Annotated in this window: 18 protein-coding genes and 1 riboswitch; of the genes, 9 read left to right on the plus strand and 9 right to left on the minus strand. The window is 38.1% G+C overall.

Annotated features, from left to right (window positions below; genetic code table 11):
- Positions 1-9 precede the first annotated feature (9 nt).
- Positions 10-1,197 (minus strand): GTP-binding protein, encoded by a 1,188-nt coding sequence (locus AC1VNJ_RS00135; RefSeq protein ID WP_482640222.1) that lies wholly within the window; start codon positions 1,195-1,197, stop codon positions 10-12.
- Positions 1,198-1,315: 118 nt separating this feature from the next.
- Between AC1VNJ_RS00135 and AC1VNJ_RS00140 the strand changes: the two genes are divergently transcribed.
- A complete protein-coding gene (locus AC1VNJ_RS00140; RefSeq protein WP_014457956.1) occupies positions 1,316-1,888 on the plus strand; it encodes a beta-class carbonic anhydrase in 573 nt (190 codons plus the stop codon).
- 3 nt (positions 1,889-1,891) lie between these two features.
- Here the strand turns inward: AC1VNJ_RS00140 and yidD are convergent, their stop codons facing one another.
- On the minus strand, positions 1,892-2,119 hold the full coding sequence (yidD, locus tag AC1VNJ_RS00145) for a membrane protein insertion efficiency factor YidD (protein WP_013059548.1): 228 nt from the start codon (positions 2,117-2,119) through the stop codon (positions 1,892-1,894).
- Between the two features lie 150 nt (positions 2,120-2,269).
- Here yidD and AC1VNJ_RS00150 point away from each other — a divergent pair, with 150 nt between their 5' ends.
- The 5 genes from AC1VNJ_RS00150 (at position 2,270) to ytkD (ending at position 4,822) form a co-directional block, all read left to right on the plus strand.
- Positions 2,270-2,743, plus strand: coding sequence for an S-ribosylhomocysteine lyase (locus tag AC1VNJ_RS00150; protein ID WP_013059547.1), 474 nt, complete (start codon positions 2,270-2,272; stop codon positions 2,741-2,743).
- A 150-nt stretch (positions 2,744-2,893) separates the two neighbouring features.
- Positions 2,894-3,334, plus strand: coding sequence for a Dps family protein (locus AC1VNJ_RS00155; RefSeq protein ID WP_482640223.1), 441 nt, complete (start codon positions 2,894-2,896; stop codon positions 3,332-3,334).
- Between the two features lie 92 nt (positions 3,335-3,426).
- Complete coding sequence (locus tag AC1VNJ_RS00160) at positions 3,427-3,852, plus strand: phage holin family protein (RefSeq protein WP_014457957.1); 426 nt, start codon at positions 3,427-3,429, stop codon at positions 3,850-3,852.
- Positions 3,853-3,926: 74 nt separating this feature from the next.
- Positions 3,927-4,247 carry a hypothetical protein gene (locus AC1VNJ_RS00165; protein WP_028411854.1) on the plus strand — a complete coding sequence of 107 codons (321 nt, stop codon included), beginning with the start codon at positions 3,927-3,929 and terminating at the stop codon, positions 4,245-4,247.
- 104 nt (positions 4,248-4,351) lie between these two features.
- Positions 4,352-4,822 (plus strand): RNA deprotection pyrophosphohydrolase, encoded by a 471-nt coding sequence (gene ytkD / locus AC1VNJ_RS00170; protein ID WP_013059543.1) that lies wholly within the window; start codon positions 4,352-4,354, stop codon positions 4,820-4,822.
- A gap of 46 nt (positions 4,823-4,868) precedes the next feature.
- Here the strand turns inward: ytkD and AC1VNJ_RS00175 are convergent, their stop codons facing one another.
- The 3 genes from AC1VNJ_RS00175 to AC1VNJ_RS00185 all read right to left on the minus strand — a co-directional run bounded on the left by AC1VNJ_RS00175 (position 4,869) and on the right by AC1VNJ_RS00185 (position 7,432).
- Positions 4,869-5,588, minus strand: a complete 720-nt coding sequence (locus tag AC1VNJ_RS00175) for an ABC transporter permease (RefSeq protein ID WP_223269001.1) — start codon at positions 5,586-5,588, stop codon at positions 4,869-4,871.
- Positions 5,589-5,661: 73 nt separating this feature from the next.
- On the minus strand, positions 5,662-6,432 hold the full coding sequence (locus AC1VNJ_RS00180) for an ABC transporter ATP-binding protein (RefSeq protein WP_028411852.1): 771 nt from the start codon (positions 6,430-6,432) through the stop codon (positions 5,662-5,664).
- 1 nt (position 6,433) lies between these two features.
- Complete coding sequence (locus AC1VNJ_RS00185) at positions 6,434-7,432, minus strand: ABC transporter substrate-binding protein (RefSeq protein ID WP_028411851.1); 999 nt, start codon at positions 7,430-7,432, stop codon at positions 6,434-6,436.
- A 172-nt stretch (positions 7,433-7,604) separates the two neighbouring features.
- Between AC1VNJ_RS00185 and AC1VNJ_RS00190 the strand changes: the two genes are divergently transcribed.
- The gene (locus AC1VNJ_RS00190) at positions 7,605-8,387 is read left to right on the plus strand and encodes an alpha/beta hydrolase family protein (protein ID WP_028411850.1); all 783 of its coding nucleotides are present in this window, start codon (positions 7,605-7,607) and stop codon (positions 8,385-8,387) included.
- 54 nt (positions 8,388-8,441) lie between these two features.
- Positions 8,442-8,684, plus strand: a complete 243-nt coding sequence (locus AC1VNJ_RS00195) for a DUF2584 domain-containing protein (RefSeq protein ID WP_028411849.1) — start codon at positions 8,442-8,444, stop codon at positions 8,682-8,684.
- 34 nt (positions 8,685-8,718) lie between these two features.
- Here AC1VNJ_RS00195 and pckA read toward each other — a convergent pair whose 3' ends face one another.
- Positions 8,719-10,308, minus strand: a complete 1,590-nt coding sequence (gene pckA / locus AC1VNJ_RS00200; RefSeq protein ID WP_028411848.1) for a phosphoenolpyruvate carboxykinase (ATP) — start codon at positions 10,306-10,308, stop codon at positions 8,719-8,721.
- A 374-nt stretch (positions 10,309-10,682) separates the two neighbouring features.
- Positions 10,683-10,800: riboswitch (SAM riboswitch) on the plus strand.
- 132 nt (positions 10,801-10,932) lie between these two features.
- On the opposite strand from pckA, the gene metK reads away from it, so the two are divergent.
- Positions 10,933-12,135 (plus strand): methionine adenosyltransferase, encoded by a 1,203-nt coding sequence (gene metK / locus AC1VNJ_RS00205; protein ID WP_013059536.1) that lies wholly within the window; start codon positions 10,933-10,935, stop codon positions 12,133-12,135.
- 32 nt (positions 12,136-12,167) lie between these two features.
- On the opposite strand, the gene AC1VNJ_RS00210 is transcribed toward metK, so the two are convergent.
- The 3 genes from AC1VNJ_RS00210 to AC1VNJ_RS00220 form a co-directional block, all read right to left on the minus strand.
- Positions 12,168-13,313: a glycosyltransferase family 4 protein gene (locus tag AC1VNJ_RS00210; protein ID WP_482640224.1), complete on the minus strand. Its 1,146-nt coding sequence runs from the start codon at positions 13,311-13,313 to the stop codon at positions 12,168-12,170.
- 18 nt (positions 13,314-13,331) lie between these two features.
- The gene (locus AC1VNJ_RS00215; protein ID WP_028411846.1) at positions 13,332-13,856 is read right to left on the minus strand and encodes a phosphatase PAP2 family protein; all 525 of its coding nucleotides are present in this window, start codon (positions 13,854-13,856) and stop codon (positions 13,332-13,334) included.
- A 191-nt stretch (positions 13,857-14,047) separates the two neighbouring features.
- Positions 14,048-14,575: a gamma carbonic anhydrase gene (locus tag AC1VNJ_RS00220; RefSeq protein ID WP_028411845.1), complete on the minus strand. Its 528-nt coding sequence runs from the start codon at positions 14,573-14,575 to the stop codon at positions 14,048-14,050.
- Between the last annotated feature and the right edge of the window lie 65 nt (positions 14,576-14,640).

Here is a 14,640-nt window from a genome sequence, read left to right on the forward strand (position 1 = left end):
ACTAAAAATTTATGCACTTACTGTAAACTTAGGAAGGGGGTCTTTGAAAGTAGCCCAATCTTGATTCATTTCCTCATTTGTCAGCAAACAGTGGTCTAAAGTTTCAATTATTTCAGCTTTGTTCATATCAATACCAATGAATACAAGCTCGTTAATACGGTCTCCAAATTGTTCATCCCATTTTGCTCGTAATTCAGGTTCTTCCTTTAAGGTTTGTTCCCTTTCCTCTGCTGTGTAAGTTGCGACCCATTCACCCGCTCCTTGAATCATAATGGACGTACCTGCTTGAGAAAGAAGTCCTGCCATATGGTTACGTGAAGCAAGCCAGAAAAATCCTTTTGCACGTACAATATCAACCGGCCAGTCCTCTAACCATTTCATAAAGCGTTCAGGATGAAGGGGACGATTCCTTCTATATACAAAAGAAGAAATACCAAACTCTTCTGTTTCAGGCGTATGGTGTTCTTCATTTAATTCTTTAATCCACCCGGCTCCTTGACTAGCTTTTTCAAAGTCGAATAAGTTGGTATGAAGTATGGCTTCAAGTTTTACCTCACTATTAATTGTTTGGATAACAGTGGCCTCTGAGTTTAATTTGTGAAGAACAGCCTGCAGCTCATCTGCATCATCTTTTGTTAACAAATCAACTTTGTTTAATAAAATGACGTTTGCAAATTCAATTTGATCGATTAATAAATCAACCACTTCTCTTTTATCGTTTTCATCCGTTCCTTCTTTGCGGTCTAATAAGCTTTCGCCTGATGAAAAGTCTTCCCAAAAGCGATTAGCATCTACTACAGTGACCATCGTATCTAATGAACATTTCTGAGTTAAATCAATGCCAAGCTCTTCATCAATATAAGTAAATGTTTGAGCAACAGGGATAGGTTCGCTGATTCCGGAAGATTCAATGACAATATAATCAATATCATCATTGTCAGCGAGGCGTTCTATCTCTTTCATTAAATCATCCCGAAGCGTACAGCAAATACAGCCATTTTGCATTTCAACAAGTTTTTCTTCTGTTCGAGAAAATCCGCCTTGTTTAACTAAGTCTGCATCAATATTTACTTCGCTCATGTCATTGACAATGACTGCGACCTTCAACTTTTCTTTATTTTTTAAAATATGGTTCAAAAGCGTTGTTTTACCTGAACCAAGGTATCCGCTTAAAACGGTAACGGGAATTTTTTTCACTGTTTTAACCTACTTTCTTGTGTTTAAATAATAATTATTACGATTTAGCACTTTTCATCTTATAGGAAAAAGTATTATAATACAAGAAAGAATTTTTTTATGAAGGAGAAGACAGCAAATGAGCTTATTACAAGATGTTTTAGAATTCAACAAAAAATTTGTAGAAGAAAAGAAGTATGAACTTTATGAAACAAGCAAATTCCCTGATAAAAAAATGGTTATTTTATCGTGTATGGACACAAGATTGGTAGAATTGCTTCCGCACGCTTTAAATCTGCGCAACGGAGACGTGAAAATTGTTAAAAATGCAGGAGCACTTGTTTCACATCCATTTGGAAGTATTATGCGAAGCATTTTAGTAGCTGTGTACGAGCTACAAGCTGATGAGGTATGTGTAATTGGTCACCATGACTGCGGAGCAGGTAAACTTCAGGCGGAACCTTTTTTAGAGAAAGTAAGAGCAAAAGGCATCTCAGATGAAGTGATTAATACTATTGAATATTCTATGGACTTGAAACAATGGTTAACGGGTTTCGATTCAGTAGAAGAGACTGTTCAGCATAGTGTAGAGACAATTCGTAATCATCCTCTATTTTCAAAAGATACTCCTGTACATGGACTAGTTATTGATCCAAATACAGGAAAGCTAGATGTTGTTGTAAATGGGTATGAAGCAATCGAAAACAACTAAAGCTTAGTGTGATTTTTTCTCAGGTACTTCGTCGATGCCACCCGGATGGAACGGGTGGCATTTTAAAATGCGTTTTACAGTCAAATAAGATCCCTTTACGGCACCAAAACGTTTAATGGATTCAACTCCGTACTGGGAGCAAGTAGGATAAAACCGGCACCTTGCCGGAAGAAAAGGTGAAATTCCTTTTTGGTATCCTTTTATAAGTAAAAGCAAAAGCTTTGCAATCATTTATTATCACGTTCTTTCTTTCGTGTTTGCTCATACTATAAGGGATAGAAGGAATAAAAAGCAACTAAAAGAAATAAAGGTTATTAAATGGATGAAATATATCGGAATTGCATGTTATGATAGGTGAAAGAAGAAAAAAGGAGTGGTATTATGCCATCAGTAGAAAGTTTTGAGCTAGATCATAATGCGGTTAAAGCACCTTACGTAAGACACTGCGGTGTTCACAAAGTGGGAAGCGACGGCGTTGTAAATAAATTCGATATTCGTTTTTGCCAACCAAACAAACAAGCAATGAAGCCGGACGTTATTCATACGTTAGAGCATTTATTAGCTTTTAATATTCGTACTCATGTAGAAAAATACGATCACTTTGATATTATTGATATTTCGCCTATGGGATGTCAAACTGGGTACTACTTAGTAGTGAGCGGCGAGCCAACTGTACGTGAAATCATTGACTTGTTAGACGATACGTTAAAAGATGCAATTAATATTACTGAAATTCCAGCAGCAAACGAAAAGCAGTGTGGTCAAGCGAAACTTCACGATTTAGAAGGAGCAAAACGCTTAATGAAGTTCTGGTTAGAACAGGACAAAGAAGATTTAGAAAAAGTATTTGGCTAAAAATAAGCAGTCCGCTGGGCTGCTTATTTTATTTGGAAAAGATAAATGATTAAAGAAAGGGAAATGTCTCTTTTTATGAAAAAAATGTTTTAATCAACTAAAAAAGGGTACAACTATACTATACAAAGAGTTCACAAAGGAGCGAAAAACATGGCAGCAAATGTAAATGAAATTGTTAATAAACAAGTGGCAAACTTTAGTGTAATGTACATAAAACTTCATAATTTTCATTGGTACGTGAAAGGTGAACAATTCTTCACTCTTCATGAAAAGTTTGAAGAGCTGTATACGGAAACAGCTACAATTATTGATGACCTTGCAGAACGCCTCTTAGCATTAGAAGGAAAACCTGTGGCAACAATGAAAGAATCGTTAGAACTTTCTTCTATTAAAGAAGCGGATGGAAGCGAAGCGGCTAAAGACATGGTTGCTTCTTTAGTAAGCGATTTTGATACGCTAACTGCTGAATTAAAAGAAGGAATGGATGCAGCCGGTGAAGCGGGCGACGAAACAACAGGAGACATGCTGTTAGCCATTCATCAAAGCTTAGAAAAACATACGTGGATGTTAAAATCATTCCTAGGCAAGTAAGTAAAACCTGCGAGTACTCGCAGGTTTTTTTTATGATAAGATGGACGAACACTTTTTTTTCACTGGCATATACTGTAGGGATATGACTGCTTATGACTGCTGAAAGGGTGAAAAAAGTGGATATGCAGAAGCTTTCTGTCTTAATAATCTCAAGTTTAGGTTCACTGGCTTTTTTTTTATTTGGAGAGTGGGACTATTTACTAATGGCTTTAGTAGCATTAGTGGCAATGGATTACTTGACGGGTACAATTGCAGCTTTTATAAATAAACGTTTATCTAGCAAAGTAGGTTTTAAAGGAATTGCCAAAAAGATTTTTATTTTTGCCATGATTGCTGTAGCAAACTTTATCGATTCTGTATTTTGGGAAAACGGTCATATTATTCGAGATGGAGCTATTTTGTTCTATATTTTAAACGAAATGATTTCAATTACAGAAAACGCAAGAATTGTAGGGGTTCCGATTCCAGAGCCGTTAAAAAAAGCAATAGCGATTTTAAAAGACCGCTTTAAATCGTAGAGTGTATAAAAAAAGAATAAGATACACATAAGAAAGATAAGTTGGCACTAGAAAGAAGGAGCTGAATATCTTTCATGACAAAAAAATATTATGTATCTCTGAGTTCAGGAGAAATCAATCAGTCAAATACTGCTTCAGATTGGAATTATGCGATTGAAGCAACAGATGAAGAAGTGGAGCAGCTGAGAATCTATTTAGATCAGCGCGCTTCAAGCGATTGGTCAAGCTTTTGGCGATCACATATTCCGTATCTGGAATATCATCATGATTCTCAAAATGATATGTACGATAAAACAACAGTTGAGATATATGCCATGCTTTATAAGCTGGGAGACGATGAAACAAAATCACATATCAAACAGATGAATATTTTATCTTCAGATAGAACGGAATAAGGGGTAAAAAGCAAAGAAAAAAAGTACGAGCATACTTTTCTTATCAGGTATGGCCGTAATGTATGATAAAATAAGGGAAAAATCAAATGGAGTTTGAGTCGACCATGTACACATTTAAGGATGCATATCATAATCAAGTATTTTTATCATTTGAAAAAAATCCATTCTCGAAAACTCCACGTCATGTTTGGGTCGTATGCAGGTATGAAAATCAATGGTTGCTAACGAATCACTCAAAACGAGGTTTAGAATTTCCCGGAGGAAAACTAGAAGGCAATGAAGTACCAGAAGAAGCAGCGGTTCGAGAAGTGTTTGAAGAAACAGGCGGAGAAGTCTCTTCTTTAACTTATATTGGTCAATATAAAGTAGTAAGTAAAGGAAAGACTATTATTAAAAACATTTATTTTGCTACGATTGGAAATGTAATTAAAAAAGAAGACTACATGGAAACAGATGGTCCCGTAATGATTGACGAACTACCTTCGGGCATTCAACAAGATGATGCGTACAGCTTCATCATGAAAGATAATGTTTTACAATATGTAATGAAATATGTAAAGCGAACATTTTTGTAAAAGCATCATATCAACGAAAATACCCCCGTTTGTACGGGGGTATTTTTTATGAGCGTCGGATCAATTTCTTTTCTAAATAAGCCACGCCTTGGTACATAATCGTAGCGAAAATGGCAATTAATAATAAGCTGAGAAGAACAAGAGTAAAGTTGAAGACTTGGAAACCATAAATAATCATATATCCAAGCCCTTTTGAAGAAACTAAAAATTCTCCTACGATGACGCCTACCCAAGATAAACCGACGTTTACTTTAAATGTGGAAATAATGGCAGGCATGGAAGCTGGAAGAATTGCTTCTTTAAAACAGCGGGTTTTCGTTGCCCCGAAGCTTTTTAGTAATTTAATATAGTTTGGATCCACTTCTTTAAAGGCTGTGTAAACGACGATGGATGTAATAATAACGGATATAATCGCTCCCATCGTTAAAATTGAGAAAAATCCTGGACCGATCGCTACTATTAAAATAGGGCCCAGCGCTACTTTAGGCATGGCGTTTAAAATAACGAGGTAAGGGTCTAATATGTTTGCAAGCCTAGTTGAATACCAAAGGGCCGTTGCAAGTAAAATACCTAGCAATGTGCCTAAAATGAAGCCAAGAACCGTTTCAAATAATGTAAAACCAATATGTTCTGCTAGCGAGCCGTCGGCAAGTTTAATTAAAAATAAATGCCACACTTTAGTAGGGGAACTGAAAATTAAAGGATCAATCCACTTTAAACGAGAAGCTAGTTCCCAGAAGCTAAAAAAGGCTAAAAAAATGACCATCTGCACGCTCAGTACTAATCGTTTTTCGCCCCGAACCTTGCGAAGGTAGCTTTCGTGAAGAGTATCTAGGGAGCTAGTGGGTTTCAAGTTGATCAAGCTCCTTCCATATGTCCATAAATAAATCGTTATAGACAGGATGCTGTCGTGCTTCAAACGGAGAGAGGGTTCGTAAAATAGAAGGAACCGTAAATGTTTTTGCGATCTTCCCCGGCTTGGCTGAGAATAAAAAGATTCGGCTGCTCATAGCAATGGCTTCGCCGATATCGTGCGTGACCAAAACGGCCGTTTTTTGATAGGTCATCAGTGTTTTGGAGACAAGTTCTTCAAGCTTGAGTTTTGTTTGAAAATCAAGTGCTGAAAAAGGCTCATCCAAGAGTAAAATAGCGGGGTCAATGGCAAGTGTTCGGACTAAAGCGACGCGTTGTCTCATGCCTCCGGATAACTGGTGTGGATATAGGTCATCTACGTCCTGTAAACCAATTTCTTTTAGAAGTGAAAGTGCTTTACTCTCTGTTTTATCTGTTAGCTGTCCGCGAATTTCAAGCCCAAGTAAAATATTTTCTTTAATGGTTTTCCACGGAAACAAATAATCTTGTTGAAGCATATAACCGATGTTGGGGACTGATGTTCCGATATTTTCACCGTCTATTGTGACAGAGCCGGACGTTGGTTCAATCAAGCCTGCAATAATCGATAGAAGCGTCGTTTTTCCACATCCGCTTGGGCCGAGAAAGGAAACGAATTCTCCTTCTTCAATAGACAAATTAATATGTTCAAGTGCAGTGGTAGCAGACTTTGTCGTAAGGTACATATGTTGAATATCTTGAATGTGAAGTTTTGTCATATTACTCCCTCATTGCATCTTTTGCGAATTTTGTGTTGACTAGCTTGCTGTGATCAATGTGTCTTGGAAGTTCTCCAGATTCGTCCATGATTGTTTGTAAATGATCCCACTCTTTCTCATCTAATAAAGGGTTAGTTGCAAAGGATTTTTGCGATTTATAGCGGTCAATAACAGTTTTTAGCGTGTCTTTAGGTGTATCTTCAAAATACGGTGCAACCACTTCAGCAATTTCATCTGTGCTATGTGTATTCACCCATTTTTGTGCTTTGTAAATAGCTCGAGTAAATTTAGCTGCTGCTTCAGGGTTATCTTTTAAATAGCTTTCTTTGGCCATAAATGTTGTATAAGGAACTGTTCCTGATTCTTTTCCGAAGGAAGCAACGATATGTCCTTTTCCTTGTTTCTCTAAAATACTAGCCGTTGGCTCAAATAATTGAACGTAATCTCCAGTACCAGAAGCAAAAGCATTCGCAACGTTAGCAAAATCAATGTTCTGAACGAGTTTTACATCTTTTTTAGGATCAATATTATGCTGTTTTAACACATATTCCCCTACCATTTGCGGCATGCCGCCTTTGCGTTGACCAAGAAACGTTTTGCCTTTAAGCTGATCCCATGAAAATTGATCGACCTTTTTACGTGCTACTAGAAATGTTCCGTCGGTTTGGGTTAGCTGTGCAAAGTTGATGACGGGATCACTAGACCCTTGTGCATATACGTAGATTGACGTTTCCGAGCCGACTAAGGCGACGTCGATGCCATCAGATAAAAGTGACGTCATTGTCTTATCTCCGCCCCAAGTTGTTTTTAAATCTACCTTTAGTCCTTCTTCTTCAAAAAAGCCTTTTGAAATAGCGACGTACTGGGGAGCATAAAAGATAGAGCGAGTTACTTCGCCGACACGAACCGTTTGTACAGATGTTGTTTTGCTGCAGCTAATTAGTGGAATGAGTAAAATCATAATAGCAAGCAAAGAAAAAAGCCATTTAATTGGTTTCATAAAGCAAACCTCCTTAAAGTAATAAAATATTTTATGATAATGTATGTAAAGAAGTGGAAGAAGGTGAGTGCCTATATAACTATGTGGAAAATCAAAGAAGTAGTAGTCAACGACTGAAAGTAAACCTTAGCGGAAGAAAGTAGGCTAGTTATATAAAGAATGGAGGAAAAAAATGAAAGATGGAACAATTCTTCATAAACAGCGTTTCCCATCATCAAATCCTCGCGTGACGCTGTGGGTGATTACATATGCATGTCAAGGGCTTAAGATTAAAGGAATGCTTGCAGAGCCAAAAGAAAAAGGAATGTATGACGGCTTTTTATACTTAAGAGGAGGTATTAAGAACGTAGGAACGGTTCGCCCTGCTCGACTCATTCAATTTGCTTCACAAGGTTTTATTGTGATGGCTCCGTTCTATAGGGGAAATCAAGGAGGCGAAGGAAACGAAGATTTTGCAGGAGATGATCGTTACGATGCTTTTGCTGCTTACGATTTACTGAAACAGCTCCCTAACGTCCACCATGACCGCATTCATATTTTTGGGTTTTCACGAGGGGGAGTGATGGCTTTACTCACAGCCATTGAAAAAAAAGACAGCCGTTCTCTTGTGCTATGGGGAGGCGTCACGGATATGGTGCTGACATATGAAGAAAGAGAAGATTTAAGAAGAATGATGAAGCGGGTGATTGGAGGAACTCCTTCTAAATATCCTGAAAGATACGAATGGAGGACACCTTTGCATCGTGCTCATCTCGTCGAGCCGCCGGTCTTGCTTATTCATGGTTTAGAAGATAAAAACGTCTCAATTGATCATTCCTATCAGCTCGAATCTAAACTAAAGAAGTCCAATAAAAAAGTTACCAGCTGGTATTTTGAAAACTTTCCACATGCTTTTCCACCAAAAGAAAACCGAGAAACGGTAAAGAAGTTAACGAAGTGGATGAAAGCGCAATAAAAGATATGCTACGATAGAAAAAACAAGTAGAATAACAGTGAGGAGTGAGAGAAAATGGGGATGCCGCTAGAATTAAATACAATGATTGTGACAAAAGGCAACGAAAAGCGTGTAACAGATAACATTTTTCAAGTTGAGAAAAAAGGATATCGTTTGTATCCGTTGGATATTCCATTAAACATTCACAAAACGAAAAATGGAGAATGTATTGGAACTGCTGTTGTGCGTAAGGTAGAAATGGAGCAGGAAAAAACCATTGTCACATATGAACTGACAAAATTACATTCGACTAACTAAAAAACCGATCGTCTATAAGACGATCGGTTTTTTATTAGACTCTAGGTCCGCCTAATGTTGAAATGTCCGATGCTACATCATTAAAACGCTTGAAGTTCGCTTTGAATTTAGCGGCAAGTTCAGTTGCTTTTTGGTTATAAGCTGTTGCATCGTTCCATGCTTTAGAAGGCTGAAGCACTTCATCAGGAACTCCCGGAACATGAGTTGGAATCGATAAACCAAAAATAGCATCTGTTACTGTTTCGGTATTAGCTAGTTCTCCTTCAAGAGCTGCTTGAACCATAGCTCGAGTGTAACTTAACTTCATTCGTTCACCCACGCCGTATTCACCGCCGGTCCATCCAGTGTTTACAAGGTAGACATTTACGTTATGTTCATCGATTTTCTTTCCTAGCATTTCTGCATAAGTTGTTGGAGCAAGAGGTAAGAAAGGCTCACCAAAGCATGTAGAGAAAGTAGCCTGTGGCGATGTTACGCCGCGCTCTGTTCCAGCTAACTTACTAGTGTATCCGCTCAGAAAATGGTACATCGCTTGTTCTTTTGTAAGCTTGCTGATTGGAGGTAAGACGCCGAAGGCATCAGCAGTTAAAAAGACAATAGCTGTAGGGTGCCCAGCAACGCTTGGCAATACCGTATTATCAATAGAGTCAATTGAATAAGCGGCACGAGTATTCTCTGTTAAACTATTATCATTGTAATCTGCTACTTTCGTATTTTGATTCAACACTACATTTTCCAGTACTGCGCCGAAGCGAATTGCATTAAAAATTTGCGGTTCTTTTTCTTCGGAAAGCTGAATGCACTTCGCGTAGCAGCCTCCTTCAATATTAAATACACCAGAGCTTGACCAACCGTGCTCGTCATCTCCGATTAAACGACGGTTTGCATCAGCAGAAAGCGTTGTTTTACCCGTTCCAGATAAACCAAAGAATAATGCAACGTCACCTTCTTCTCCTACGTTAGCAGAACAGTGCATGGATAGAATATTGTTTTGAGGAAGCAAGAAGTTCATCACTGAGAAAATGGATTTTTTCATTTCACCAGCGTATTCAGTTCCTCCAATTAGCACAATGCGTCGCTCTAATGAAAGAATAATGAAGGTTTCCGAATTCGTCCCGTCTGTTTCAGGGTCAGCTTTGAACGTTGGAGCTGCTACAATTGTAAACGGCTTCACATCATCATTTGTTTTTTGTTCAGCTGAAGGGCGAATGAATAACTGCTGAGCGAATAGGTTGTGCCATGCAAATTCATTAACTACTTGAATTGGTAACTGATACTTTTTATCAGCTCCAGCATATCCATTAAAAACAAAAAGTTCATCCTGCTTCTTTAAGTGGGTTAAGACTTTTTTGTATAGCGCATCGAATCGCTGAGCAGAAATTGGCTGATTGACGGGTCCCCATTCAACCGTTTTTGAAGATACAGCATCGCTTACAATAAATTTATCCAAAGGAGAGCGGCCTGTATATTTTCCGGTTTCGACTGACACAGCACCTGTAGAAGTCAGCGTTCCTTCGCGTCGAGCTAGAATTTTTTCAACAAGTTGTGGAACAGATAATTGGTGTTTTGTTGTTTTTAATTGAAGCAAACCATTTAATTCGATAGACATATCAACAGTACTCATGTGCACTACCTTCCTTTTTTAGCTATTATTTATTCATTAATGTTTGAAATTTATAATTAGTATAACACATTTATTTAATTATTCTATACTATTTAACTAAAAATGTTTGTGTATTATAAAAAAATGTACGTTATACCTATTTTAGACACATGTATATGTGCTAGAAGCGAAAAAAGTGAAGCTATTTCAAGTGAAAGCCTTTTTTTGGTCTGTCTTGTTAACCAAACTTCGTGATCATTCTTAATAAGGTATACTATTTTTAAATTTGAGTATGTTACATTAAAACAGATTCAAACATAAAGAGATGATTTCCATTTGAATGTTGTTGACAGTGAAGCGCTTTTTCATGTATTATATGTCCTTGAACGGATACTCTCTTATCCCGAGCTGGTGGAGGGACAGGCCCTGTGAAACCCAGCAACCATCGTCATTTTTTTGTGTAGACGATAAGGTGCTAACCTGATGCAAGGGCACAACCTTGATCGATAAGAGTGAAAGGCTTATGTAGAATTTGATACCTTTCCTCGATACAAGGAAAGGTTTTTTTATATTTTTTAACGTGTAATGAAAATAAGGGAATGAGTACCGTATCACAATGTATCGTATTTATAAGGAGGAAAACTGATGTCAACACAACGTCGTCTGTTCACGTCAGAATCTGTTACAGAGGGACATCCCGATAAAATTTGTGACCAAATTTCTGACTCAATTCTTGATGCTATCCTAGCAAAGGATCCAAATGCTCGTGTTGCTTGTGAAACAAGCGTAACAACTGGTTTAGTTTTAGTAAGCGGTGAAATTACAACTTCTACTTACGTGGATATTCCTAAAACAGTTCGTGAAACAATTAAAGGAATTGGCTATACTCGTGCAAAATACGGATTTGATGCTGAAACTTGTGCAGTATTAACATCTATCGACGAGCAGTCAGCTGATATCGCTGCTGGTGTAGACCAAGCGTTAGAAGCACGTGAAGGTCAAATGTCCGATGAAGAAATCGAAGCAATCGGAGCTGGAGACCAAGGGTTAATGTTTGGTTATGCATGTAACGAAACAAAAGAATTAATGCCTCTTCCAATTTCATTAGCTCATAAACTTGCTCGCCGTCTAACAGAAGTACGTAAAGAAGAAATTCTTCCTTACCTTCGCCCGGATGGTAAAACACAAGTAACAGTTGAATATGATGAAAACAACAAACCTGTTCGCATCGATACAATTGTTATTTCAACTCAGCATCACCCAGAAGTAACGTTAGAGCAAATTCAACGTAACTTAAAAGAATATGTAATTAATCCAGTTGTTCCAAATGAGTTAATTGATGAAAATACAAAGTATTTCATTAACCCAACAGGACGTTTCGTAATCGGCGGCCCTCAAGGAGATGCTGGTTTAACTGGTCGTAAAATTATCGTTGATACTTACGGCGGATATGCTCGTCACGGCGGCGGTGCATTCTCTGGTAAGGACGCAACAAAAGTAGACCGTTCAGCAGCTTATGCAGCTCGTTATGTTGCGAAAAACATTGTAGCAGCTGATCTTGCTGATAAATGTGAAGTACAACTAGCATATGCAATTGGTGTTGCACAGCCAGTATCTATTTCAATTGATACATTCGGTACAGGAAAAGTTTCTGAAGAAGTACTAGTAGATGTAGTACGCAAAAACTTTGACCTACGTCCAGCAGGCATCATTAAAATGCTTGATTTACGTCGCCCAATTTATAAGCAAACAGCAGCTTACGGTCACTTTGGTCGTACAGATGTGGAGCTTCCTTGGGAGTTCACAGACAAAGCTGAAGCATTAAAAACTCAAGCTTTAGCTAAATAATAAAAAAATCTCCGTGAAAACGGAGATTTTTTTTATGCCCATTGAATACCTTCAGCAGATTTTTCTACGACATCTTCATATTCTGAAAGCAAATGCTGAAAAATGGCGTCCCATGATTGAGTAAGAGCATAGTGTCTCGCTGCATGGCTAAAGTGAAGCCGCTGGTGCAAATCATCAAGTAAACCTGTAATAGCCGAACTGAATTCTTCTAAGGAGTGAGGTTTGCAAAGGTAGCCGTTTCGCCCGTGCTGAACCATCTGTTTAACTCCTCCTGCATTTGCTGCCACCACGGGAGTTCCAGAAGCAAGAGACTCCAGTACGACATTTCCGAACGTTTCTGTTTCTGAAGGGAAAACAAACAAATCAGATGAAGAATAGATATGAGCAAGTTGCTTACCTTCAAGAAAGCCTGTAAATGTCATATGCTCAGATGCTTGCTGTTGCATTTGTTCTTTTAAAGGACCATCTCCCACAATAAGCCAGTGAACTTGGTGGCGGATATGATCAGGTAAAGATCGGGCAATTTTTAGTAAAAAATCAGCGTTCTTTTCTTTAGCTAACCTTCCTACATACGTTAAGATGTAGGGTTTTTTTATATTATATTTAATACGAATATCAAAGCGGTCATAGTGGGGATGGAACAATTTGTGATTTACCCCTCGCGACCAAATAGCTACGTTGTGAAACCCTTGTTTTTCTAGCTGCTGTTTGGTCACTTCGGAGGGAGCGAATAATTTTTGTACAGGTTTATAAAACCATTTCATATATTTTTGCAGTGGTACACGCATTTTTTCAAGTTCATAGTGAGATAAATAATCATCAAAATTGGTATGATAAGAGCCGACAAGAGGAATACCTAATCTTTTTCCGTAATAGGAGCCGCAAAGCCCCATTGTAAAAGGAGTGGCCAAATGAATAAGAGAAGGGTTGAATTCCTGCAGCTGCTTTTTAATTTTTAGAACGTTTGGCAATGAAAAGCGGCTGTTTGGATAAAGGAAAAACGGCATGCTAGGCGAGCGGTGAACATACGGTGAAAACGACCGATTATGAGCAAATTCAGGAGCAAATACCTGGATGGGAATTTGCTTTGATTTGACATACTGAGTAAATTGATAAAGTGTTTTAGCAGCTCCGTTAACTTCCGGAGCAAATGTATCTGTAAATAAAGCAATTCTCATGAGTACTCCTCCTATCAATTAGACTAAAAATATGTTCAGTGAAACAGCACCTGAAAAGATGCCGAGTATCAGGCCTACCATGACATCCGTCGGATAGTGCAGACCGAGATAAATTCTTGAAATGCCTACCGTTACTGCAAGCGGCAAAAGAACGGCAGCGAAGGCTGGGTAAGTAATCATCAGAGGGGTAACTAACGAAAAAATAGCCGTTGTATGCCCCGATGGAAATGAATGATCTTTTAATGGATTTTCTAATACTTTTGTATGCTTTAGTTGAATATAAGGCCGTTGTCTCGGATATAGCTTCTTAGCAATGGCAACAGGAATATGGCTAACGGCTAGAGAAAAGGCACAGGCGTAAGCGACGGATGAAGGATGCAGAAATAGCAGCAAGCACGCTATCACAATGGTAAACGTGGCTCCGCCGGCATGAGTTAGTAAACGTAAAAATCTATTTAAGTGCTTTCGATCAAAATGTTGATTTACACTTTTGAATAATCGGCATTCGGCATCGTATACATACTGAATTAACTTGGCTTTCATAGAGTCGCTCCCTTTTTAATAAATACGTCTTTATTATTCAGTTTAATCTTTAATTGTGGAGGCAGTACTAAAACGATGTAAATTAATATGGAAATTTCTTTACAATTGTGGAGAGAATAGAACATGATTAGAGAGTTTGTGGAGATACTAAAAAAATTCCCTCAGTATGACTTTCTGAGGGAACGTTTCCTTTATAATGAAGAATCAGATTTCTTAATAGACTTATAATACTGCCCTTTTTCTACATATTCTGTACGAATGCGCTGCATATCTTTTAAATCCTCCTCAGTCAGAGTGCGGATTACTTTAGCAGGTCGACCGAGTGCGAGAGTATTAGGTGGTATTTTTTTACCGGGAGGCACTAAACTTCCTGCACCGATAAAAGCACCTTCACCAATTTCCGCACCGTCTAAAATAATAGAGCCCATGCCAATGAGCGCGCGTTTGCGGATGATGGAGCTGTGTAAAATAACTTGATGTCCTACTGTCACATCATCCTCAATAAGCAAAGGAGCATTTGGGCTTTGATGGAGTGTTGATTGATCTTGTATATTTACTCGTTTCCCGATAATAGTAGGCGAAACATCTCCTCTAATAACGGTGTTAAACCAAATGCTGCTTTCTTCACCAATGGTGACATCTCCAGTAATCGTGACATAGTCTGCGAGGAAGCAGCTGGGTGCAATATTAGGCATTTTTTCTTTATACGGATAAATCATCAAATCATCTCCCTTTATTAGTTGAAAAAAAGTAGTAAATCTTCTAATGTAAGTGTACAAAGGTT

Source organism: Priestia sp. 3CA3 (assembly GCF_056836725.1).